Raw genomic sequence first — 21,762 nt, 5'->3', positions numbered from 1 at the left:
CATTGCCAAAGCGCGATGCCGGGCAACACCATTGCTCAATCCTACGGTGCGGGCGGTTCTGCTAAAGCCCGTCCGATATCGAACCGAGCTCGTCCGCCCCCGGTGGGCAGACACAACTGTAAAGATGACGATGACCCGACAAGCTGCCATTCCTTGCATTCTCATCCGCGGCGGGACCTCAAAAGGCCCGTATTTCGTGACCACCGACCTTCCGGCCGATGTCGAAAGCCGCGACAAGGTTCTCCTGGCAGCCATGGGGTCGCCAGATGCGCGCCAAATTGATGGGGTGGGGGGCGCAACAACGCTCACCTCAAAGGTCGCAATGGTGCAGCCATCGAGCCGCGAAGGCGTCGATGTAGACTATCTCTTCGCCCAGGTCTCGATCACCGATGCGTTCGTGGATACCGCCCCGTCCTGCGGCAATATACTTGCCGGTGTCGGCCCGTTCGCTATTGAGCGTGGTATGGTCGAAATTACCGGCGATGAGACTGCCGTCACCATTTTCAACATCAATACCAACAGCCGCATCGAAGCCGTCGTCAAGACTGATGCTGACGGCGTTATCTATGACGGCGATACCGAAATTGCCGGCGTGCCGGGCACAGCTGCGCCCGTCCGCCTAAACTTCATGGATATCGTCGGTTCTAAGACCGGCAAGCTTCTGCCCACCGGCAATCTCGTCGAAGAGATCAACGGCATAGAAGTCACCCTGATTGACGTGGCCGTTCCGATGATGATCTTCCGCGCTGCCGACTTGGGCAAGACGGGCTACGAAACCCCGTCCGAGCTCGACGCCGATGCCGATTTCTTCGCACGTATGGAAGCCATGCGTGTGATCGCCGGAGAGCGCATGGGGCTCGGCGACGTCACCGGCAAGGTAATCCCCAAGGTCGCGATGTTGTCCCAACCCAAAGGCGAAGGGCATATCGCCGCGCGCTATTTCGTGCCTCAGAACACCCATGCCGCCTTTGCTGTCACCGGCGGGCTGTGCGTATCCACATGCGCCATGCTCGAAGGTTCGATTTCCGACGGGCTGGCAAAGCGACCCGAGGGTGACGATCGCCTTGTTCTCATTGAACACCCTTCTGGGCTCCTTGACGTGGCGCTCAAGACAAAGGGCAGTGGTGTCGATCTCGAAGTTCTGAGCGGTGGTGCGATCCGTACGGCTCGCAAACTGATGGCAGGCGAACTCTACGTTCCTGCCGACCTGCTCAAATAAGGCCAGTCTTATGAAGCTGCTTGTTCTCCCCGGCGATGGCATCGGACCCGAAATCATGGCCTCAAGCCTAGACATCTTGGCTGCGGCCGACGCAAAATTTGGGCTGAACCTCGATTACACTTATCGCGACGTCGGTCTTGCCGCCCTCAAGAACCACGGCACCAGCCTGCCCGATGACATCCTGCCTTTGGCAAGAACGCTGGACGGCGTGCTGCTTGGCCCAATGTCCAATCTCGACTACCCCCCGCGCGACAAGGGCGGTATCAATTATTCGGCAGCCTTTCGTATCGGGCTAGACCTCTACACCAATGTCCGACCGGCCCGCACGCGGTCCAGCCTGCCGCATCACGGCACGGATATGGATCTTGTCATCATGCGCGAGAACACCGAAGGCATGTACCCCGACCGCAACATGTTCTCGGGGCCAGGTGAATTCATGCCCGTGGAAGGCGTCGCGATCTCCATGCGCAAGATAACTGCCTTTGCCTGCGAACGGATTGCCCGCCGCTCGTTTGAGCTGGCCCGCAAGCGTCGCGGCAAGGTCACTGCCGTCCATAAAGCAAACGCCTTTCAGGTGACCGATGGTTTGTTTCTGAAGACCGTCCGCGACGTGGCAAAAGACTTTCCCGATGTAGAACTCGACGATGTTCTGATCGACGCCATGGCCGCCCTGCTGGTGCGCGACGCATCTCGTTACGATGTCATCTGCACAACCAACTTCTATGGCGATACGCTTTCCGATCTCGCTTCTGAGCTTTCGGGCAGTCTTGGCCTGGCCGGCTCGCTCAATGCTGGCGATCGACATGCTGCCGCCCAAGCCCAGCACGGCTCGGCTCCCGATATCGCCGGCCAGGACAAGGCAAATCCAACCTCGATGATCCTGTCCTGCGCTATGCTGCTCGACTGGTACGGACGCAAGGCCGGCAGGGACGCATTTGTCTCTGCTGGCGCGGCAATTGAGAGCGCCATCGACAAGACTTTGGGGGACCCTGACACCCGCACCGGCGATCTCGGCGGATCGCTCGGAACGAAGAACTTCACCAAAGCCGTCGTCGCGGCGCTTTGATGTCAACACGGCAACAATAGCCTCGCGCCGGCAAGCATCCTGTTGCCGGCCAAGGCCCCTTCGTTTCTCTCGAAGGGGCTTTGCTTTTTGCGCAATGGAAACCGTAGCGCCTCTACGATAGCAACGGATACTAAACACTTGGGAGGCCCCATGACCCAATCCTGGATACCGGCCCGCTTTTATCGTGGTGGCAGCTCGAAGGGCGTTTTCTTCAATGCCTCCGACCTGCCATCCGACCGGGCCGAGATAGAGCCGATTCTGCTGAACGTTCTCGGCAGTCCCGATCCCAATAGCCGCCAGCTCAACGGCATGGGCGGCGGCCTCTCGTCCCTTTCCAAGGCGGTCATTCTCTCGCGTTCGGCGCGCGACGATGCCGATGTCGATTATCTTTTCGCCCAGATCGCCGTCGACAGGCCGATTGTCGAATGGGGCGCCAATTGCGGAAATCTCTCGTCTGCCGTCGGCCCCTGCGCCCTTGAGATGGGGCTGGTCGAAGCCGGCGATGGAGAGGCGCTCGTTCGTATCTATCAGGTCAATACCGATAAGATTATCCACGCCCGCTTCCCGGCACGAAACGGTCAGCCAATCACGACCGGGACCTTTGAGTTGGCTGGCGTCGCCTCAAGCGGGGCACGCATCGCGCTCGATTTCGTTGACCCTGGCGGTTCGGTCTCCCCAGCACTCCTGCCCACAGGCAATGCAATCGACATCATCGACCTTGACGGCAAACAAATCGAGGTCTCGCTTGTAGACTCCACCAATCCAGTCGTTTTCGTCGAAGCTGCGGCGCTGGGGCTCGAAGGCACCGAATCTCCCGACATGATCGAAACCATCCCTCAGATGATGGATCGGCTCGACAGCATTCGCCGTATTGGCGGTGTCCTGATGGGGCTCGGCTCGACACCCGAATCGGTGCGTTTGGCCAACCCCAAGATTGCGCTTCTTTGCGCCTCCATGCCGTTCAAGGCACTCGATGGTTCGATGATCGACCCATCCGGCCACGATATCGGTGTGCGCATGGTCTCCATGGAACGCGTGCATCGCGCCGTGACCCTTACCGCCGCCATGTGCGTGGGCACCGCTTGCCAGATCACCGGCACCCTTGCCAATCGCCTGTCGTCAACTTCCGATTCCGAAATTCGTGTCGGCACGCCTTCGGGCGTCCTGCCGGTCGCGGCCGAAGTCCGCAATGATGGTCAATGGCGCGTCACCCGCACCACCGCATTTCGCACGGCCCGCTGCCTGATGCGAGGCGATGTCGCTTTGGAAGACCTGCCATGAGCTTGGTCGAGGCCTGCACGATAGTCCTTGGAGATCTGCTCTCTGGCATCGGCTTTGACGACGCCCCGCTCGACCGCCTCGAAATCATCGATGATGGAAGCGCGCTCCCGACGTCGTGGCCCATTACCGCCAACGCCGTAGCCGCTCTGGCCGCCGTTGGGCTTGCCGCGTCGCGCCTTGACGAACTGCGCAACGGCGTGACCGCCCCGGTGAGCATCAGCACGTATCATGCCGGGCTCTCAATGGCCTGTTCGAGCTATCTGACCGTTGACGGAAAATCAGCAAAATTCCGCGATCCATTCACCGGCTTTTATGAAGCCGCAAACGGACGCTGGGCTTTCCTGCATGGCAATTTCCCGCATCTGCAAGATGGCGTCCTCAAACTGCTCGGCGTTACCACCGTCGATGATGTCGCTCGGGCGGTCCGCACGCGTGATCCGTTCGATCTCGAAGCGCTGGGCATCGCCAACGGTCTGTGCATCGCCGCGGTCCGCACCCGCGCTGAATGGGAAGCAGAGGCTCAATACACCGCCATAAAAGCTCTTCCCCTGATCGAATTCGAACGCCTCGATAACGGCACCCCGCGTTCCAGCGCGTCGGGCGACCAACCCCTCTCGGGCCTGCACGTGGTCGACCTCTCCCGCGTCATCGCTGGTCCCATGGCCGGCCGCACCATCGCTGAATTCGGTGGCGACGTTCTTCTCGTTTCGGGCCCCGGCCTGCCATCCATCGAATCCCTCGTCATCGACACAGGATTCGGCAAACGGTCTGCAACGCTCGATCTTGCATCGCCCAAAGATCGCGCAACCTTCGAAGCCCTCATCGCCGAAAGCGACGTCTTCCTTGATGCCTATCGTCCGGGCTCACTGCCTGGCAGGGGCTATGACAAAGCCATGCTGACGCGCCTTCGCCCGGGCCTCGTCCATATCGATCTCGACGCTTTCTCTCGCTCCGGCCCCTGGGCCGCCCGCCGCGGCTATGACAGCCTGGTGCAGGCCACTGTCGGCATGTGCTGGGACGGCGAGAACCCGCCCGAAAACCTGCCCTGCCAGCCGCTAGATTATCTCACCGGCTATCTTGGTGCGTTGGCAGGCATGGTTGGCCTCATTCGGAGGATGGAGCAGAGTGGCAGCTGGGCTGGCCGCCTGTCGCTGGCCCGCACGGCGCATTGGATGTGGAACACCTACGACCACCTCGGCCCTCAGGTTGATGCCCCCTCGACACGTCCGTCGATCGATGATGCGCGCTCGCGCGGCTATCTTGTGCCCTACGATACCGCCTTCGGTGCCATCGAAGCCTTGCGTTCACCCCTGCAGTCGCCCGATTGGCGCTGGCTCGCGCCCCCGGCACCTTTGGGGAGCCATATGCCTGACTGGATATGAAAATGGCTGCCTCGGCAGCCATTTTCACCTCATTCCACTGGCTTTTCAGAAACCAGTATTCCATCCGCATCGGCATAAAGATAATGCCCGGGCGTAAAAGTCATGTCCCCGAACGTCACCGGCACGTCCCTAAACCCGGCCCGCGTCTTTGTCGATTTTTTCGGCGAAGTTCCAACGGCGAACACGGCGTAATCCATGGCGTCGATATCGACGCTGTCGCGGATCGATCCGTTGAGTACCAGCCCGGCCCAGCCATTGTTCAATCCTAGCGCTGCGATCTGGTCTCCCACGATCGCCACCCGGGTCGACCCGCCACCATCGACTACCAGCACCCGTCCTTTGCCCGGCTGTTCGAGAATTTCACGCAGCAGCGCATTGTCTTCAAAAGTCTTGAGCGTCACGATCTCACCCTCGAAACCGTCGGCCCGCCCGAACTTGGTCAGCGGATAATCACAAAAAGTCAGCTTTTCATCATATCCGTCAACCAGATCGGCGGTCTTCTTCATGTTCATTGTATAAGTCTCCTCTTATGGATTTTCCGGCGCTGCAAGAACCCGCACCGGCGCGCCCTCCCGCCAGGCAATGATGTTGTCCACGATGTCGCGGTGGAAAAATTCATAGGTCTCTTGCGTTACATAGCCCAGGTGCGGGCTCAGCGTCACATTGGGAGCGTTGCGCAGCGGATGGTTTGCCGGCAGGGGTTCGATATCATAGACGTCCAGCCCGGCCCTGATGCTTCCGGCGTTCAGGGCATCGAGAAGGGCGGCCTCATCGATCAGTGGGCCGCGAGACGTGTTCACGAGAATAGCGTCCTTCTTCATCAGCCCGATCTCGTTCCGCCCTACGATCTGGCGGGATCGGTCCGAAAGAATCAGATGCAGGCTGACCACATCGGCGTTACGAAACAGCGTTTCTTTATCCACCTTCCTTGCACCGCACTCCGCAGCGCGCTCTTCAGTCAGGTTCTGGCTCCAGGCAATCACATCCATTTCGAATGCTTTGGCGATCTGCGCCATCCGGCCGCCCAGCTTGCCCAGCCCAACCAGCCCTAGCGTCTTGCCGCCCAGCTTGGTGCCGATGCTCGCCTGCCATCCGCCGTCACGTACACGCTGATGCTCCTCAGCCAGATGTCGGGCGCTTGCCAGAATGAGACCCCACGCCATTTCCGGCGTGGCATTTTTTGAATCCCCTGCATAGGTGTGGCAGACAGTGATGCCCTTGGCGACTGCTGCATCGAAATCAATCACCCGCACCCGAGCACCCGTCACGTTGACCAATTTTAAATCGGGCAATCTTTCGATCAGCGAGGCTGGCAGAGCCATGCGCTCGCGCATCAGGCAGACCACATCGAACCCGGAAAGCACTTTTGCAGCTTCGTCTTCGCTGCCGAGATTTCTGTCGAATACCTCAATGGCGACATCCGGTCCCAGCTTGCTCCAGTCCGCCAGGCCGAGCGCCACGTTCTGATAATCGTCGAGGACGGCAACTCTCAGTGTCATCGAATATCCCCTAAATGTAAGCCGACGCGTCGACGCCAACAGAGCGCGCTTCGCTTGCGATCATCTCAAGATCGGCTCCTCCAAGCAAAATCCCGTTCCGCCGCCGCTCTTCGGCCCGTAAGGCTTCGGGTTCACCGGGCATCAGCACGGGCTGATCGGAATAAACCGGCGTCGAGCCCTTGGCTCGCGAAACCAGTTCGCCCATTCGCTCGCGATAATCCTCTCCCATGAAAATCCCCGGCTTGAACGCTACCATCATGTGCCCGACATTCTGCGGCGCATCGAATCTCTCATACTGGTTGCGCACTTCGCCCCCGAATGCAGCCCCGGTCATCACGCCGGCCATGACTTCCATCATCAGCGACAACCCCGAACCCTTCGGCCCGCCCAACGGCAGGATCAGCCCTTCATAGCCCGCCTGCGCGTCGGTTGTTGGGTTGCCGTCCTTGTCCAGCGCCCAGCCTTCGGGGATCGGTTCCCCAGCTGCCGCAGCGCGGCGTATCTTGCCCCGCGCCACCACCGATGTGGCCATGTCCAGAATGATCGGTGGATTGCCTGGCGCTCCGAACGCGAACGGGCTCGTTCCCAAGAGCGGCTCGCGCCCGCCCCATACCGGCATGGCCGGCGAGGCGTTGGTGAAAACCAGTGCCGCAAATCCGGCATCGACCGCCTGCAGCAGATAGCAGGCCGCCATGCCGAAATGGTTGGAGTTCTTGACCCCCACCATGCCGATCCCGAATTGCTCGGCCCGCTCGGTTGCCATGGTCATGGCTTTGGTCGCAGCGAGAAATCCGAACCCATTGCCGCCATCGAGCAACGCCGCGACGGGGCTGGGCTCACTCATCGCAAATTCGGGAACGCGCTCCACCATGCCGCGTCGGATGCGCTCAAGATAGATGGAAAGCCGAGACACGCCGTGCGAAGCGACACCCCGCAGGTCGGCAAGCACCAGACATTCTGCAATACGCGCCGCGTTTGGGGTTGGCACGCCCTCAGCGTTGAAAATGTCCGTAACGAGCGTCTGAAGCTTTTGCGCATCGACGGTGCGGGCAGGGGCCGCTGAATTCATTTTGCGCCTCCTCTATGTGGTCCGACTTCCGGACACGCTATTTGTAATACAGGCAGGCAGGATTGCCGCCCGTTTGTTTCAGCTCTCGTGCCGGTATCCGGCGCGTGCCAGCTCGAGAAAACTGGTCACCGATGCGGCGATCGCCATACGCGGGCGCCGGGCGATCATCAGCTTGCGCACCGCCCAATTCTCGGCCAGCGGGGCGTGCACCAGGTCGGTGCCAGCCAGAAGATGAATGGACGTGTTGCGCAAAAACCCGATCCCGAATCCCGCCTCGACCATGCGTACAAGCGATGGGAAGCTCTCCACGCTGACTCTGGCTCCCAACGTGTGACCAGCCTTGCGCGCCGCCTCGTTGATAAGCCGATCGAGCGCGCCCATATGGTGCACCCCGACGACCTCATGGCTCATCGCCATATCGAAACTTATGGGGCCACCTGCAAGAATTTGATTTGCAAGAGGATGATCGGGCGAGGCGATAACACCCACATCGTCATCCTCGAACACCTCGGCGTCGAACGCCGAATAGTCGTAATTGTCGGCAAAGATCGCCAGATCGACCTGCGCATCCTCCAGTGCCGTCAAGGTGGCCCGCCCCGCCATTTCACGGATATCGAGCCGCACGCCCGGGTGCTTCTTTGCGTAGCTCGCCAGCAGTTCGGGCAAGCGCCCCGACAGGGCTGAGCTCGACGAAGCAATGCGCAACTGTCCGGCATCTCCCGAGGCAAAGCCGCTCATGGCCGTGTGTAGGTCGCTGATCTCGCGGAAAATCCGCCGGCAACCTTCAGCATATCGCGTGCCTGCTGAGGTTAGAGACACCCCGCTGGCAGACCGGTCAAACAGAACAATTCCCATACGGGCCTCGAGATCGGCGATACGACGGCTGACGGCCGAAGGCGCGATGTTCTCGCGTTCGGCCGTTTTGGCGATGGATCCGTCCCGCGCGAGCGCGAGGACGAGGCGAGCCGTAATGGGGTCGAAATGCTGCATGAACCAGTCCCGGTTTTCGGTTTGGCTCACTATAGCAATTTCCCCTCACTTTCGACCAAGCCTTTGGTCTGGTGCAAAAAATCTATTCGCTCAGCCCCAGACGACGGCGGGCGGAGGGCGACAGCGTGTGAATGTCGTTGTGGAGCACGAAGCTCTGGTAGAGCCTGATGCGATCCATCTGTTCTCCGATGGCCCACATCGCGGCCCTGACCTTGGTTGGCATCTTCATGGCATCTCTCCCTGGTGAGACTTGCTGTCAAGAGATAGGCCGCGCAACTGTCTACCGCCATCGCCCTTTGGTGACAGGGGCTATCGCACCACGGCAAGGCGAAATGCGTGTTTCGCCTAGTGGGGTTGAGCCGCCCGCTCGGGTTTGGGAATCCACAGCGGAACCAGAATGGGCAGAAACATCAAAACCATCACCACGCGGAACAGGTGGTGCAGGCTGACAAAGGCTGCATCGAGCCCCAGCGCAATTGAAATCAGGCTCATTTCCGGCAATCCGCCTGGCACCAGCGCCAACAGCCCGGCGGCAAATGGAATGTCCAGCCAGGTCTGGAAGGCGAGCGCGAAAATAGAAGCTATGCAAAGATTGACGACGGTCAGGCCGCCGCCGACCATCAATCCCGCCAAAACCTGGCGGATCGTGGTGTTGGAAAAGAACTGCGCCACCGACGTGCCGATTACGACCTGCGCCACAATGACGAACAATTGCGGCGGGCTGCTCGCCGTGAACCCGAAATAATGGACTATACCCGATAGAATCAGTGGACCCGTGAGATGCGCGCCGGGCAGTCTGATCTTGCGCCCTCCGATGATTCCGATCACCAGACACGCTCCCAAGATCGCGTAATCCCGGAATGGTATGGACAATGTGAAATCAATCGTGCGGTTCATTGTTGTGGGACCACTGCCGGTCCCGACCCAGACGATGACCAGTGGAACGATGATCAGAATCACAGCAAGCCGCATTCCATGAACCAGCGAGAGCGCCCGAACGTCGGCGCCGTAAGCCGGCCCGAGCACAAGAATTTCCGAAAGCCCACCGGGTGCCGCGGAAAAGGCGGCAGTCGGGCGGTCGAGTTTGCCCAACTTCAGGCAGATAAACAGTCCCATCGCCGTAATGATCACGCAGTACACGGCGACGCCTGCCAGCGAAAACGCCCATTCACCCGCGCGGTTGACGATGGAAGGTGTAAAGGCCGCCCCCGCCATCAACCCGATGGTGCCGATCATTACCGAGCGGAGCCCCCAATGGGTCGGCACCCGAATGCCCATCATGGCGCAGGGAATCGTCGAGAGCATCGCCCCCACCAGCCAGCCAAGCGGAAAGTTCAGCAGGTATCCGATAAGGCCGCCAAGGGCGCCGATAATCAATGTGCGGGCGTAGAAGTAAATCTGATGCATGATAGCGTCGGTCCGGGCCTGGGGAGCGTTCGGCAATATGAGCGGACATCCACTGCCTACCAATCAGGCCATCACTGACAATTGCCCAGCTGCGATTGGGCCATCGCGAGCCGGCAACGAGCAGGGTGGAATGCCGTCAGAGAAAGTTGGAGGCTCTTTTCGATTTATTGGCGGGACGAGGTGAGGCTTGGAACGCCGTGCCGCTTCAATGGTACGGAAAAGGTCTAGGGCTTGCATTCCGCCGCAAGCCCATTGTATGCAATTGGATACAAGGGAGCGGAAATGACAAGATCCGAACGTCGTATCGAGATTCCACAGGGGCAGGACGCCTATCAGCGCCTGGTCGCGGAAATTCGCGCGGGCACGCTCATGCCAGGCGACCGTTTGCTGGAAACCGAACTCGCCAGCCGGTTGGGAATTTCGCGCACGCCCGTCCGCGAGGCTATCAGGCGCCTCGAGGCGGACGGACTCGTCAATCACGTGCCGCGTTCGGGGGCTGCCATCCGCAAGCTCGATTATTCAGAAGTCACTGAACTCTACGAAATGCGCGTCGTGCTCGAAACAACCGCCGCTCGCCTGGCAGCCCGCACGGCCTCGGACGTTGAGCTTTCCGAAATGGAAGTGATCAACCTCGAGATGGGTGAAGCCCAGACCGACGGAGCGCGCCTTTACGAGCTCAATCGCCAGTTTCATCGCGTGATCTTCGATGCAGCCCGCAACCGCTATCTTGGCCATTCCATGCGCGCGCTGCAAAAGACCATGCTCATTCTCGGCCCCTCCACGATGGAGGAAACAGGTCGTGCCGCCCAGGCCATCGATGAGCACACCAATCTGCTCGTCGCCATGCGCAACCGCGACGAAGCGGGAGCCGAAGCGGCAATGCGCGAGCACATGCTTGCCGCGCATCGCTCGCGCCTGCGCCAGTTTCGTGAACGACCGATCCAGAACGAGGAGGAATAGACGATGGGCGAGGCTACCTCACAGGCCACGCTGACCGAGACACTATGGGACGTGATCGTGGTCGGGGGTGGCAATGCTGCGCTTTGCGCTTCGATTGAGGCAGCCGAAACCGGCGCCCGCGTTCTGCTGCTCGAAGGCGCCCCCAAACCCTATCGCGGCGGCAATTCGCGCCACACCCGCAACTTCCGCTGTATGCATCAGGGCCCACTGTCCGTTCTGACCGACGCCTATGAGGAAGACGAATATTTCAACGATCTAATGCTCGTCACCAAGGGTAAGACCGACGAGCATCTGGCGCGCATGGCCATCCGCACTTCCGAGACCTGCCTGCCCTGGATGGAAAAGCACGGCGTGCGCTTCCAGCCCTCGCTCTCGGGCACGCTCTCGCTTTCTCGCACCAACGCCTTTTTCCTTGGCGGCGGCAAAGCCCTCGTCAACGCCTATTACAACACGGCCGCCGATCTGGGTGTCACCATCCTCTATGAGGCCAAGGTTTCCCATATCACCATCGAAAACGACATTTTCGAATCACTGCGCGTCACCGTCGACGGCAAGGACCTCGAAATCGCGGGCAGGGCGGTGGTCCTCGCCTCGGGCGGCTTTCAGGCCGATCTCGAATGGCTCGCCCGTGCCTGGGGCCCTGCAGCCAGGAACTTCCTCATTCGCGGCACACCCTACAATCGCGGCGAAGTGCTAAAGGATATGCTCGACGCCGGCGCCCAAAGCGTTGGTGATCCCACCCAGTGTCACGCCGTCGCCATCGATGGCCGCGCCCCCAAATACGATGGCGGCATTGTCACCCGACTCGATTGCGTGCCGTTTTCTGTCGTCGTCAACAAGGACGGCCAGCGTTTTTATAACGAAGGCGAGGACGTCTGGCCCAAACGCTATGCCATCTGGGGCCGTTTGGTCGCCGCCCAGCCCGAACAGGTCGCCTACGCCCTGATCGATGCCAAGAGCTCGAAGCTGTTCATGCCCTCGGTTTTCCCGGCCATCAAGGCCGGTTCCATCGCCGAACTCGCCCAGAAAATGGAGCTGCCGGTCGAGGCTGTCGAAAAAACGGTCGCCGAATTCAACGCCGCCTGCCGTCCGGGCAAATTCCACCCCACCGAACTCGATGGCCTGGCCACGGAGGGCCTTGAGCCCGCCAAGACCAATTGGGCCCGCCCGCTCGATACACCGCCCTATTACGGCTATTCGCTCCGCCCCGGCGTCACCTTCACTTATCTCGGCCTCAAGGTCGATGACACCGCCCGCGTCAGCGGCGCCAATGGCCGCTACGTCAATGTCTGGGCCGCCGGTGAAATCATGGCCGGTTCGATCCTCGGACAGGGCTATCTCGCCGGTTTCGGCATGACCATCGGAACCGTCTTCGGACGCACAGCCGGCAAGGAGGCCGCCGCTCATGTCAATTGATGCCCTCGGAACCCTGTCCAACCGCACCGCCGTCGATTTCGACACCGGCGAGGACGCCGCCATCAACGAGGCCCGTCGCCAGCTCGAGATCTGCAACGCCTGCCGCTATTGCGAAGGCTACTGCTCGGTCTTTCCCGCCATGACCCTGCACCGCGCCTTTTCGGACGGCGAGGTAACCCAGCTGGCCAATCTCTGCCATAACTGCCGTGGCTGCTATTACGCCTGCCAATACACCGAACCCCACGAATTCAACCTCAACCTCCCCTGCGCCCTTGCCGAGGTCCGCGTTGAAAGCTGGGAAAAATTCATCTGGCCCAACGGCCTGGCCGCGCTGTTCCAGAAAAGCGGCATGGCGCTGGCCGGTGCCCTGGCCGCTGGCATCGCGTTTATCCTGATAATCGCCTACGCCATCCGCCCCGAAAGCGGCGAGGGCTTTTATGCGGTCATCTCCCACACCGTCATGGCGACGCTCTTCACCGTTACTTCGTTCCTGCCGCTGGCCCTCGTGGCCGTCGGTGTCTGGCGCTATTGGCGCCATGTCGGCGGTGAGCGCGTCACCATCAGGCATCTCCATGATGCGCTGGTCGATGCCGGCAAACTCAAGAACCTCTCAGGCGGAGCCGCCGAGGGCTGCAATTACGAGAATGAAGATCGCTACACAATGGCCCGCCGCTGGGCGCATCAGGCCGTCATGTGGGGCTTCGTGCTCTGCTTTGCGGCCACGTCGTCCGGCACGGTCCTGCACTATGGCTTCGGTATGGAAGCGCCCTATGGGTTATTCTCTCTGCCCAAACTGTTCGGCGTCCCGGGCGGCATCCTGATGACACTCGGTGGCATCGGGCTCATCGCCCTCAAACTGCGCGCCGAAAAGAACCTCGGCGCTCCCGCGGTCTGGGGCGGGGAAATGGCCTTCGTGGTGCTGCTCACCGCAACCGCCGCCACCGGCCTGGCGCTTTATTGGGCCACCGGCACCCCCGGCGTACGTCCGCTACTCATAGCCCATCTGGGAGCCGTCTTTGCGCTGTATCTGACGCTGCCCTACACCAAGATGGTCCACGTCCCCTTCCGTCTGGCCGCGCTCGTCCGCGACGCCCAGACCAAGGGCTCCTGACCCTAGAGCAAGTGCGCGGCGATGATCTCGCCGCGCGCCTTGCCGGAACAATTTTCGTCCTGAACAATCAATACGTCAGCTGAGGCCAGCGAGGATAAATGCCCGCTGTCGGTCTGCCGGATCGGCTCGACCTGGGTTCCGCGCTCTGCATCGCTCACCAACCGCCCGCGCATGAAATGCCGGCGCGGTCCATTGGGTGGCAAGTCTTCGGCCAGCGGGAGATATAGTGCAGCGGGCAGGGTGCCGCCCATCATTTTCAGCACTGCCGGCAAAACGAAAATCCGCGCCGTCACCAGTGCGGAAACGGGATTGCCCGGCAGCCCGAACACCACCGTCTTGCCCGTGCGGCCCAACATCAGCGGCTTGCCTGGCCGCATGGCGATGCGCCAGAAATCGATATCGACCCCGTTCGCCTTGAGCATGTCCTGCACGAAATCGTGCTCGCCGACACTGGCCCCGCCGGTCGTGAGCAAAATATCGGGCTTCTCGGCCAGCGCCCGACCGAGCGCGTCGCCCAACACATCCCTGTCGTCGGCAACGATTCCCAGATCGCGCACCTGCGCACCGTGCCCTGTAAAGAACGCGCCCAGCCCGACCGAGTTGGACGCGACGATCTGATCGGGTCCAACCACGCCCCCCGGCGCCACCAGTTCATCCCCGGTCGCCAGGAGCGCTACACGCGGACGCACTGAAACCGCCACGTCGGCGACATTGCCCGCCGCCGCCAACGCGATCTTGCGTGGATCGAGCGCAGCTCCTGCCGCAACCAGCACATCGCCTTGGCCAAAATCCTCGCCGCGAAACCGTATGCTGCGCCCCGGCGCTACATCGCATTCAAAGGTGATGGCGTCGCCCTCGGCCCGTGTCTCTTCTTGCATGATGACGGCATCGGCCCCGGAGGGCACAGGCGCACCGGTAAAGATCCGCGCGCATTGGCCCGGCCCGACCGTTCCGTCAAACCCGGCCCCGGCCTGCGAAGCGCCGATCATTCTCAGCGTAACGCCGGGCTGCACGTCCTCTGCCCGTACAGCGTATCCATCCATGGCGCTGACATCGAATGCGGGGTTGAACAGCTTGGCGCACACATCCTCGGCCAGGACCCGTCTTGCCGCCTCGGCCAGAGCAACCCGCTCGCTGCCAAGCGGACGCACGGATTTCAGAATCCGCTCCAGCGCCTCATCGACCGAAATCAACTTTGCACCCGCTTGAAGTCCCCAGACTTGCCGCCGCTTTTTTCCATCAGTTGCACGCCCGAAATGGTCATGGATTTGTCCAACGCCTTGGCCATGTCGTAAAGCGTCAGCGCGGTGATCGAAGCTGCGGTCAGCGCCTCCATCTCAACCCCTGTCCGCCCCACGGTCTCGACAGTCGCCGCGATCGCGATGGTATCGGGCGCCTCGCCGCGCTCGATCTCCACGCCGATCTTCGTTATCGGAATTGGGTGGCAGAGCGGGATCAGTTCGGAGGTCTTCTTGGCCGCCATGATCCCGGCCACCCGGGCCACGGCAATCGCATCGCCCTTCTTGAGCGTGCCCCCGAAAATCGCCTCGACGATCTCGGGCGTCGCGTGCAACACGGCACCCGCAACCGCGCGCCGCACGGTTTCCTCCTTGCCCGAAATATCGACGATCCGCGCCGCGCCCGTCTCGTCGAGATGGGTCAGATCGCGCACCATCTCAGGCTCCCGTCAAAAGCGTGCGGGTTGCCGCCGCCACATCGGCCTGCCGCATCAGGCTCTCCCCGACGAGGAAACACCCAACGCCAGCCTCGGTCTCGAGATATTGGATATCCGCGTGGGTGAAGACGCCGCTTTCCGACACCAGAAGTTTGTCGCCCGGCACCAGTTTCGCCAGAGCGACAGTGGTTTCCAGCGTCACCTCAAAGGTCCGCAGATTGCGGTTGTTGATGCCGATGAACTCGGCGCCCAACGCCAGCGCACGCTCGGTTTCCTCTGCGTCATGAACTTCCACCAGCGCATCCATTCCCCATTCGGCAGCGCTCTCGAGCAAAATCCGAGCGGCAACATCGTCGACCGACGCCATGATGATCAGAATGCAGTCCGCGCCCCAGGCGCGTGCTTCGATAACCTGATAGGGCTCGAACAGGAAATCCTTGCGCAGCGCCGGAAGTCCCGTCGCCGACCGCGCCGCGCCCAGAAAATCCGGCCGCCCCTGAAACGATGGCGTGTCGGTCAAAACCGAAAGACACGCCGCGCCACCGTCTTGATAGGCCCTGGCCAAAACCGGCGGATCGAAATCGGGCCGGATCAATCCTTTGGATGGACTGGCTTTTTTGACCTCGGCGATCAGCCCGTATGTCCCGGCGGCCCGCTTGGCCTGCAACGCGGCGGTAAATCCGCGCGGCGCATCCTGCTCCCGCGCCATTGCGGTCAATTCGGCCAGCGGCACGGCCGATTTGGCCGCCGCGATTTCCTCGCGCTTGTAGGCCTCGATCTTGCGCAGAATATCGGTCATTGCGCCCCCGAAACGGCAACGAGTCTATCGAGCGTCCCCCTGGCCTTGCCGCTATCGATCGCCTCGGCCCCCATCGCCACACCCTCGGGCAGCGTTTGCACCTTGTCAGCGATGATGAATGCCGCGGCCGCGTTGAGCAGCACAATGTCGCGATACGCTCCCCTGGCGCCATCGAGCAGCTTGCGCAGCTCGCCGGCATTGTGTTCGGGATCGCCCCCGACGAGATCTTCGAGCCTGGCGCGCGCAAGCCCCGCATCCTCGGGCGTCACCTCAAAGGAGGTCAGATTGCCGTTCCTGATCTGGGAGACGAAGGACGGCCCGGTGGTCGAAAGCTCGTCCAGCCCGCTGTCCCCATGCACGACCCAGGCCGCTTGCGCCTGATTGGCCAGCAGCGCGGCAGCCACCGGTTCCACCCACTCATTGTCGAACACGCCCAGCAGGTAGCGCTTCACCCCGGCCGGGTTGGACTGTGGACCGAGCAGGTTGAACATGGTCCGCACGCCCATTTCTGCGCGGGTAGGGCCCACATGGCGCATGGCCGGATGGTGATTGGGCGCGAACATGAACCCGATGCCCGCTTCGCGTATGCAGGCCGAAATCTGTTCGGGCGTCAGCTCGAGACTGATGCCCAGCTTTTGCAGCGCTTCGGCTGAGCCCGACTTCGACGACAGGGCCCTGTTGCCATGCTTTGCCACCGGAACCCCGGCAGCGGCCACCACGATGGATGCGCCGGTTGAAATGTTGAGCGTTCCCGCGCCGTCCCCGCCGGTCCCCACGATATCGATGGCATCGGCCGGCGCTTCGACGGGCACCATCTTGTTGCGCATGATCGAAACGGCCGCCGCGATCTCGCCCACCGTTTCGCCCTTCACCCGCATGCCCATCAGGAACGCGCCGATCTGGGATGCCGTCGCTTCCCCGCTCATGATGATGTCCATCACCTGGCGCATTTCCGTGCCGGTCAAATCCTTGCCATCGGCAATCCGGTTCAGTGCGCCCTTGATGTCCATGTTCGTCCCTTCCTTTGGTGCGCATTCGGAGTAGCGCACCGCACGGACAGGAGCAAGTGGTCGTGCCAAAGCGTCCGCCGGTCCATCGGACCGCGGTTATCGCAAAACTCAGAGACGGCATGGGGCGATGAACGCTCCGCATGATTTAGTTTTTATATGAAGCGATCATCGCCCCACGCATCCGGGGTTTTGGGCTTATGGCGGCGTCTCGGGCTGGGGTTTGTCGTCCGGGATATTGGCATTTTTAGTGGGTCGGTTGGCGAACCGGGAATCCGGTGCCCACTTTCCCTGCCAACCTCCCGTCGGTGCCCCTCTCCCTTTCGGGAGTACGACGTGGACTCCCATCCTCGCCCGGCCATCCGTCCGCTTTGGGCCTTCCCTGCAGCGACCCGCATGGAACCCGGACCGGCCTGTCGGATGGGATCGAAGTGCCCGGAGGCCGATGCGGTCCTAAGGCTCGGACCCATGCTCCCCCTTCTCCAATCCCGCCCTCACCGGAAGCTCGTATGCATCCTCGTCTCTGGTGCGGCCGTGCGGGAACAATGGCACGGGGGTGAGGGGGCGGGGATAAAGTTTTTTGCGCAGCGTTTCCACCTTCACCCACGTCATCCTCGGGCGTTGCTGCCCTCGCGCATAGCGCTCCGGGCGTTCGCGCCTCAAATCGCTCCACCGGAGCGATTTGCCTACGGACGGCACTCACTCCCCGGGTCGAGCCCGAGGATGACAATGAGTGGGGTAAGTGCTGGCGAAAGACTGCGGGCGGCGCTTGCCTGCTCGCAGTCGACAATAGCCGTTCAAGCGGCCTGGTCGGCGTTGAAATCGCGGGCGATGTTCAAGAAGTTCTGCAGGATGGCGTGCCCGTTTTCCGAGGAAATGCTTTCGGGATGGAACTGGACTCCATGCAGCGGCAAGTCGCGATGCTGGAGCCCCATGATCTGCCCGTCATCGGATCGGGCCGTCACGGTCAGTTCGGCGGGCAGGGTATCGTCACGCACCACCAGCGAGTGATAGCGGGTGGCCTCGAACTGCTTGTTAAGCCCGCGAAACACGCCACGCCCGTCATGGGTGATGGTGGAAACCTTGCCGTGCATCGGATGCGGCGCACGCACCACGTCGCCACCAAAGGCCTGACCCATCGATTGCAGCCCCAGACAAACCCCGAACAGGGGGATTTCGCCTGCGAAACGCGAGATCAGCGGCAGGCAGATTCCTGCTTCGTTGGGCGTGCATGGACCGGGCGAAATGACGATAGCGTCGGGCGCCTTTTCGGCGACCTCATCGAGCGTGATCTTGTCGTTGCGCGCCACATCGACCTCGGCCCCCAGCTCGCCGATGTAATGGACGAGATTGTAGGTGAAGCTGTCGTAATTATCGATCATCAAGACGCGCATTTTTTACCCGCTACTGACCCACTTTGGCCTGGCCGGCATAGCGTAACGCTTCCTCGGCGGCGCTGAAAAGAGCCTTTGCCTTGTTCTCGCACTCGAGTTGCTCAAGTTCGGGCTTGGAATCGGCGACGATCCCGGCGCCGGCCTGCACATAGAGCTTGTTGTCTTTGAGGATTGCTGTGCGCAAGACGATGCACGTATCCATGCGCCCGTCAGCCCCGAAATAGCCCACGCACCCGGCGTAAACGCCACGCCGGGCCACTTCGAGTTCGTCGATGATTTCCATGGCGCGCACTTTTGGCGCACCCGAAACGGTGCCAGCGGGAAACCCGGCGGCCAGCGCATCGATATTGTCGTATTTGGGATCGAGCTTGCCCACCACATTGGAAACGATGTGCATGACGTGGGAATAGTATTCGAGGAAATATTTGTCGGTGACCTTCACCGTCCCGATCTGCGACACGCGCCCCACATCGTTGCGGCCCAGATCGAGCAGCATCAGATGTTCCGATAGCTCCTTGGGGTCGGCCAGCAACTCCTCGGCCATCTCCTTGTCCTGTTCGGGTGTCGCCCCGCGTTTGCGCGTTCCGGCAATCGGGCGGATCGTGACTTCGCCCTCATCGACGCGGACGAGGATTTCAGGGCTCGATCCCGCCACGGCGAAGTCGCCGAAATCGAGGAAATACATATAGGGCGAGGGGTTGGTACGCCGCAGCGCGCGATAAAGCGCCGTGGGCGGCAAAGTGAAATCGGCGGAAAACCGTTGGCTGAGCACCACCTGGAAGATATCGCCCGCCGCGATATAATCCTGCGCCGTGCGAACCATCGCAAAGTAATCATCGCGCGAGGTGTTCGAGCTGATCTCGATCTTTGCCAGATCGGGAATTTCGCTCACGCGGGGCAGGGGCTTTTCCAGCCGCACGATCGCATCCTCGATCCGCTCATTGGCCGCTTCGAACGCCTGGCGGGCCGTGACGCCCTCGCGGGGATAGACCGGTGCGGTCAGAAACAATTCATCCCTGAGCGTGTCGAACACGGCAAGCAACGAGGGCCGCATCATGATCGCGTCCGGCACCCCGATCGAATCGGGATTGGTGTCGGGCAGCTCTTCCATGAACCGCACCATGTCGTAACCTAAATACCCGAACACGCCTGCCGAGTTGGCGGGCAACGCGTTGGGCATATCGATCTGGCTCTCGGCGATCAGTGCCCTTAGGGCGTCGAGGGGACGTTCACCGAGCGCACGATAGCCATCGGGGGCCGTTTGTGCAGAGCGGTTGATCTCAGCCACGCCATCGCGAACCCGCCACAACAGGTCGGGATCGAGCCCGATGATCGAGTAACGCCCGCGCACAGCACCCCCTTCGACCGATTCGAGAAGGAAGCTGTAGCGCCGCCCTTCGGCCAATTTCAGATAGGTACCGATCGGCGTTTCAAGGTCGGCCACGATGCGCTTGTAGAGAACCTGTCCCTTGCCCGCATCATAGATTTCCGCAAAGGAAACAGAGTCATAGCCGTCAGGCATGGCCAACCTATTCGAGCCCGATCACGCGATTGAGGGCTTCCTCATTGATCCTGATCCCAACGTCGGATCGCAGTCCTTCGACAAAATTGGCAAAGATCAGATCGGGGAAATCCACTTCCAGGGCCTCGGCAACCTGGGACGGAGCATCCTCCGCGGCCGGCGTCACATCGGTCACCTGGAATACAACGACATCGCCGTCCTGTGTCGAGACGTAATCGGCATACCCCTCACCGCCCTGGAACGCCGCCTGAGCCACGTCGGGGTCGACCGCAGCACCGGCGCTGTTGCGCGAAAAAGGTGCGGAACTCTGCGGAATCTGGCCCTGTTCGGCGGCGACCGTGAAGATGTCGCTGCCGCCATCGATTGCGGCCACGATATCATCTGCAGTGCGCGTCATTTCCATATCGGTCTGCAGATCCTGCCAGGCGGCGATCGCCTCATCCCGCACCTCGTCGAGCGTCTGGTCGCGCGCTGGCTGAACCTCGGAAAGCTCGAAGAAAACGGTGCGGTTCGAACCGAGGCTGATGGCCGGGGTCACGCGCGCATCGGGCGAGGCGGCAAACACCGCATTCGTGATCGTCTGGGTCGAACCTTGCGGAAGCGTGGCGATATCGGCCAATTGCGCCCCGTCCGCTGTCAGGTCCAGATCGTGGATCTCGAGCCCATACTGTTCGGCAACCTCGGAGATCGGTTGGAAAGCTGCCCGGGCTTCTTCGATTTCGTCGTAAACGTCAAAGAGCATATCCTGCGCCTTGCGCGCCGCAACCGACTGCTCGACCTGATCGCGCACGACGTCAAGCGGCTGCTGTCCGCCGTCCTCGATCGCACTCACCCAGATGACGCGATAACCATTGCTGCCTTCGAGGACGACATATCCGTTCTGCTCGAGCCCGAACGCGGCCTGCGCCAGATTGGCATCGGTGATCTGGCTTTCCGCCAGCGTGCCGAGCGAGGCGACCTCCGTCTGCAAACCCGCTTCCGACACCACGCTCGCAAAGCTCGCGCCGCTTTCGGCTCCGTCGATAAACGGCTGCGCGGCTTCGGCATCAGGCAGAACCAACTGGCTGATTGTCCGGCGTTCGGGCGCAATGAATTGCCCGGAAATCCGGTCGTACTCGGCGGCAATTTCCTCCTCGGTGACTTCGATGCCTTGCGCCAATGCATCGACTGTCAGGGGCAAAAGGCTTACCGACCGGGTTTCAACGGTGCGGAACCGGGCCTGGTTTTCCGTAAAGAATTGCTGCAATTGCTCATCGCTAGGCTCTTCGGTCACCGAAAAAAGCACGGGATTGAGTTCGACATATTCGATGGTGCGCTGGTCGCCGTCATAGGATCGCGCAATATCGAGCGCGACCTGGGGAACGTCGGCGCCGGCGAAAATCGTTCCGATCTGCTCACGCGCCGCCGCGCGCCGCTGGAGGTTGAGATATTCGGTTTCGGTGTAGCCGGACTGGCGCAGCATGGAGACAAATTCGCTCGCGTCAAACAGGCCCAGCGCGCCGGCAAAGTTGGGATCCTGCCGCACAAGTTCCGCCAGCTTGGCATCCGAGGCGCCAAGCCCCAGATCGCTGGCCAGGATTTCGATCGATGCGTCATTGGCCAGCCGCGCGATGGCGGAATTGGGAATGCCGAAACTGACCGCCTGCTGAGCGCTCGGAGCCATACCGGTCTGCGCGGCGAACTGGTTGACCTGGCTGCGATAGACCCGGTCGAAATCGCGTACCGAAATGTTCTGGTCCCCGACCCGGGCCACCGTATTGGCGTTGAGGTCGAGAAAGACACTCGGAATGCCGAAACCGGCGACCGCGATGATCAGAACACCCAGGAAGACTTTGGCGACCCAGCTGCGGCCGAAATTGCGAAGATTATCGAGCATTTAGTACCGATCGGTTGAGGGCGGACTCTAGCCTATTGTCGTAGGTTCACCCTATGGCATTCCAAGCGCGCGCATAATAGACAGGGTGT

General features: G+C 61.4%; 20 protein-coding genes. 7 read left to right on the top strand and 13 right to left on the bottom strand.

What is annotated here, in order from left to right:
• Nucleotides 1-130 precede the first annotated feature (130 nt).
• The 4 genes from V6617_RS10580 to V6617_RS10565 all read left to right on the top strand — a co-directional run bounded on the left by V6617_RS10580 (nucleotide 131) and on the right by V6617_RS10565 (nucleotide 4,948).
• Nucleotides 131-1,219, top strand: coding sequence for a 4-oxalomesaconate tautomerase (locus tag V6617_RS10580; protein WP_338606948.1), 1,089 nt, complete (start codon nucleotides 131-133; stop codon nucleotides 1,217-1,219).
• A gap of 10 nt (nucleotides 1,220-1,229) precedes the next feature.
• Nucleotides 1,230-2,285: an isocitrate/isopropylmalate dehydrogenase family protein gene (locus tag V6617_RS10575; RefSeq protein WP_338606947.1), complete on the top strand. Its 1,056-nt coding sequence runs from the start codon at nucleotides 1,230-1,232 to the stop codon at nucleotides 2,283-2,285.
• Nucleotides 2,286-2,435: 150 nt separating this feature from the next.
• Complete coding sequence (locus V6617_RS10570) at nucleotides 2,436-3,566, top strand: 2-methylaconitate cis-trans isomerase PrpF family protein (protein WP_338606946.1); 1,131 nt, start codon at nucleotides 2,436-2,438, stop codon at nucleotides 3,564-3,566.
• A complete protein-coding gene (locus V6617_RS10565; RefSeq protein WP_338606945.1) occupies nucleotides 3,563-4,948 on the top strand; it encodes a CoA transferase in 1,386 nt (461 codons plus the stop codon). Before V6617_RS10570 ends, V6617_RS10565 begins: the two co-directional genes overlap by 4 nt.
• A 29-nt stretch (nucleotides 4,949-4,977) precedes the next feature.
• Here V6617_RS10565 and rraA read toward each other — a convergent pair whose 3' ends face one another.
• The 6 genes from rraA to V6617_RS10535 all read right to left on the bottom strand — a co-directional run bounded on the left by rraA (nucleotide 4,978) and on the right by V6617_RS10535 (nucleotide 9,913).
• Nucleotides 4,978-5,460 (bottom strand): ribonuclease E activity regulator RraA, encoded by a 483-nt coding sequence (gene rraA, locus V6617_RS10560; RefSeq protein ID WP_338606944.1) that lies wholly within the window; start codon nucleotides 5,458-5,460, stop codon nucleotides 4,978-4,980.
• A gap of 15 nt (nucleotides 5,461-5,475) precedes the next feature.
• The gene (locus tag V6617_RS10555) at nucleotides 5,476-6,447 is read right to left on the bottom strand and encodes a D-2-hydroxyacid dehydrogenase family protein (protein WP_338606943.1); all 972 of its coding nucleotides are present in this window, start codon (nucleotides 6,445-6,447) and stop codon (nucleotides 5,476-5,478) included.
• 10 nt (nucleotides 6,448-6,457) lie between these two features.
• The gene (locus tag V6617_RS10550; RefSeq protein WP_338606942.1) at nucleotides 6,458-7,516 is read right to left on the bottom strand and encodes an Ldh family oxidoreductase; all 1,059 of its coding nucleotides are present in this window, start codon (nucleotides 7,514-7,516) and stop codon (nucleotides 6,458-6,460) included.
• A 78-nt stretch (nucleotides 7,517-7,594) separates the two neighbouring features.
• The gene (locus V6617_RS10545) at nucleotides 7,595-8,536 is read right to left on the bottom strand and encodes a LysR family transcriptional regulator (protein WP_338606941.1); all 942 of its coding nucleotides are present in this window, start codon (nucleotides 8,534-8,536) and stop codon (nucleotides 7,595-7,597) included.
• Between the two features lie 52 nt (nucleotides 8,537-8,588).
• Nucleotides 8,589-8,735: a hypothetical protein gene (locus V6617_RS10540; protein ID WP_338606940.1), complete on the bottom strand. Its 147-nt coding sequence runs from the start codon at nucleotides 8,733-8,735 to the stop codon at nucleotides 8,589-8,591.
• 116 nt (nucleotides 8,736-8,851) lie between these two features.
• Nucleotides 8,852-9,913, bottom strand: coding sequence for an AbrB family transcriptional regulator (locus V6617_RS10535; protein ID WP_338606939.1), 1,062 nt, complete (start codon nucleotides 9,911-9,913; stop codon nucleotides 8,852-8,854).
• 282 nt (nucleotides 9,914-10,195) lie between these two features.
• Here V6617_RS10535 and V6617_RS10530 point away from each other — a divergent pair, with 282 nt between their 5' ends.
• From V6617_RS10530 to tcuB, 3 genes are read left to right on the top strand one after another with little or no spacing between them, the layout of a single operon-like run.
• On the top strand, nucleotides 10,196-10,873 hold the full coding sequence (locus V6617_RS10530) for a GntR family transcriptional regulator (protein WP_338606938.1): 678 nt from the start codon (nucleotides 10,196-10,198) through the stop codon (nucleotides 10,871-10,873).
• A gap of 3 nt (nucleotides 10,874-10,876) precedes the next feature.
• Entirely contained in the window at nucleotides 10,877-12,289 is a 1,413-nt protein-coding gene (gene tcuA / locus V6617_RS10525) for an FAD-dependent tricarballylate dehydrogenase TcuA (RefSeq protein WP_338606937.1), read from the top strand.
• Complete coding sequence (gene tcuB, locus V6617_RS10520) at nucleotides 12,279-13,400, top strand: tricarballylate utilization 4Fe-4S protein TcuB (protein ID WP_338606936.1); 1,122 nt, start codon at nucleotides 12,279-12,281, stop codon at nucleotides 13,398-13,400. Before tcuA ends, tcuB begins: the two co-directional genes overlap by 11 nt.
• A gap of 2 nt (nucleotides 13,401-13,402) precedes the next feature.
• Here the strand turns inward: tcuB and glp are convergent, their stop codons facing one another.
• The 7 genes from glp to V6617_RS10485 all read right to left on the bottom strand — a co-directional run bounded on the left by glp (nucleotide 13,403) and on the right by V6617_RS10485 (nucleotide 21,673).
• Entirely contained in the window at nucleotides 13,403-14,593 is a 1,191-nt protein-coding gene (glp, locus tag V6617_RS10515) for a gephyrin-like molybdotransferase Glp (RefSeq protein WP_338606935.1), read from the bottom strand.
• Nucleotides 14,590-15,075 (bottom strand): cyclic pyranopterin monophosphate synthase MoaC, encoded by a 486-nt coding sequence (moaC, locus tag V6617_RS10510; protein WP_338606934.1) that lies wholly within the window; start codon nucleotides 15,073-15,075, stop codon nucleotides 14,590-14,592. Before moaC ends, glp begins: the two co-directional genes overlap by 4 nt.
• A gap of 1 nt (nucleotide 15,076) precedes the next feature.
• On the bottom strand, nucleotides 15,077-15,874 hold the full coding sequence (trpC, locus tag V6617_RS10505; RefSeq protein WP_338606933.1) for an indole-3-glycerol phosphate synthase TrpC: 798 nt from the start codon (nucleotides 15,872-15,874) through the stop codon (nucleotides 15,077-15,079).
• Nucleotides 15,871-16,884 (bottom strand): anthranilate phosphoribosyltransferase, encoded by a 1,014-nt coding sequence (trpD, locus tag V6617_RS10500; RefSeq protein WP_338606932.1) that lies wholly within the window; start codon nucleotides 16,882-16,884, stop codon nucleotides 15,871-15,873. The genes trpC and trpD overlap by 4 nt, the downstream gene beginning before the upstream one ends.
• A 794-nt stretch (nucleotides 16,885-17,678) precedes the next feature.
• A complete protein-coding gene (locus V6617_RS10495) occupies nucleotides 17,679-18,275 on the bottom strand; it encodes an aminodeoxychorismate/anthranilate synthase component II (protein ID WP_338606931.1) in 597 nt (198 codons plus the stop codon).
• 10 nt (nucleotides 18,276-18,285) lie between these two features.
• Nucleotides 18,286-19,797: an anthranilate synthase component I gene (gene trpE, locus V6617_RS10490; RefSeq protein WP_338606930.1), complete on the bottom strand. Its 1,512-nt coding sequence runs from the start codon at nucleotides 19,795-19,797 to the stop codon at nucleotides 18,286-18,288.
• 7 nt (nucleotides 19,798-19,804) lie between these two features.
• Nucleotides 19,805-21,673 (bottom strand): SurA N-terminal domain-containing protein, encoded by a 1,869-nt coding sequence (locus tag V6617_RS10485; protein WP_338606929.1) that lies wholly within the window; start codon nucleotides 21,671-21,673, stop codon nucleotides 19,805-19,807.
• Between the last annotated feature and the right edge of the window lie 89 nt (nucleotides 21,674-21,762).

The sequence above is a fragment of the Pelagibacterium nitratireducens genome (assembly GCF_037044555.1).
GTDB lineage: Bacteria > Pseudomonadota > Alphaproteobacteria > Rhizobiales > Devosiaceae > Pelagibacterium > Pelagibacterium nitratireducens.
The sequence above is the reverse complement of the archived record's forward strand: the minus strand, read 5'-3'. Positions and strand labels throughout refer to the sequence as shown.

Coding starts and splice junctions, on each gene's coding strand:
- V6617_RS10575 (WP_338606947.1), top strand. CDS start 1,230: ATGAAGCTGCTTGTTCTCCCCGGCGATGGCATCGGACCCGAAATCATG.
- rraA (WP_338606944.1), bottom strand. CDS start 5,460: ATGAACATGAAGAAGACCGCCGATCTGGTTGACGGATATGATGAAAAG.
- V6617_RS10495 (WP_338606931.1), bottom strand. CDS start 18,275: ATGCGCGTCTTGATGATCGATAATTACGACAGCTTCACCTACAATCTC.
- V6617_RS10570 (WP_338606946.1), top strand. CDS start 2,436: ATGACCCAATCCTGGATACCGGCCCGCTTTTATCGTGGTGGCAGCTCG.
- trpC (WP_338606933.1), bottom strand. CDS start 15,874: ATGACCGATATTCTGCGCAAGATCGAGGCCTACAAGCGCGAGGAAATC.
- V6617_RS10530 (WP_338606938.1), top strand. CDS start 10,196: ATGACAAGATCCGAACGTCGTATCGAGATTCCACAGGGGCAGGACGCC.
- V6617_RS10555 (WP_338606943.1), bottom strand. CDS start 6,447: ATGACACTGAGAGTTGCCGTCCTCGACGATTATCAGAACGTGGCGCTC.
- V6617_RS10485 (WP_338606929.1), bottom strand. CDS start 21,673: ATGCTCGATAATCTTCGCAATTTCGGCCGCAGCTGGGTCGCCAAAGTC.
- V6617_RS10565 (WP_338606945.1), top strand. CDS start 3,563: ATGAGCTTGGTCGAGGCCTGCACGATAGTCCTTGGAGATCTGCTCTCT.
- V6617_RS10550 (WP_338606942.1), bottom strand. CDS start 7,516: ATGAATTCAGCGGCCCCTGCCCGCACCGTCGATGCGCAAAAGCTTCAG.
- tcuA (WP_338606937.1), top strand. CDS start 10,877: ATGGGCGAGGCTACCTCACAGGCCACGCTGACCGAGACACTATGGGAC.
- tcuB (WP_338606936.1), top strand. CDS start 12,279: ATGTCAATTGATGCCCTCGGAACCCTGTCCAACCGCACCGCCGTCGAT.
- V6617_RS10580 (WP_338606948.1), top strand. CDS start 131: ATGACCCGACAAGCTGCCATTCCTTGCATTCTCATCCGCGGCGGGACC.
- moaC (WP_338606934.1), bottom strand. CDS start 15,075: ATGGTGCGCGATCTGACCCATCTCGACGAGACGGGCGCGGCGCGGATC.
- V6617_RS10535 (WP_338606939.1), bottom strand. CDS start 9,913: ATGCATCAGATTTACTTCTACGCCCGCACATTGATTATCGGCGCCCTT.
- trpD (WP_338606932.1), bottom strand. CDS start 16,884: ATGGACATCAAGGGCGCACTGAACCGGATTGCCGATGGCAAGGATTTG.
- trpE (WP_338606930.1), bottom strand. CDS start 19,797: ATGCCTGACGGCTATGACTCTGTTTCCTTTGCGGAAATCTATGATGCG.
- V6617_RS10540 (WP_338606940.1), bottom strand. CDS start 8,735: ATGAAGATGCCAACCAAGGTCAGGGCCGCGATGTGGGCCATCGGAGAA.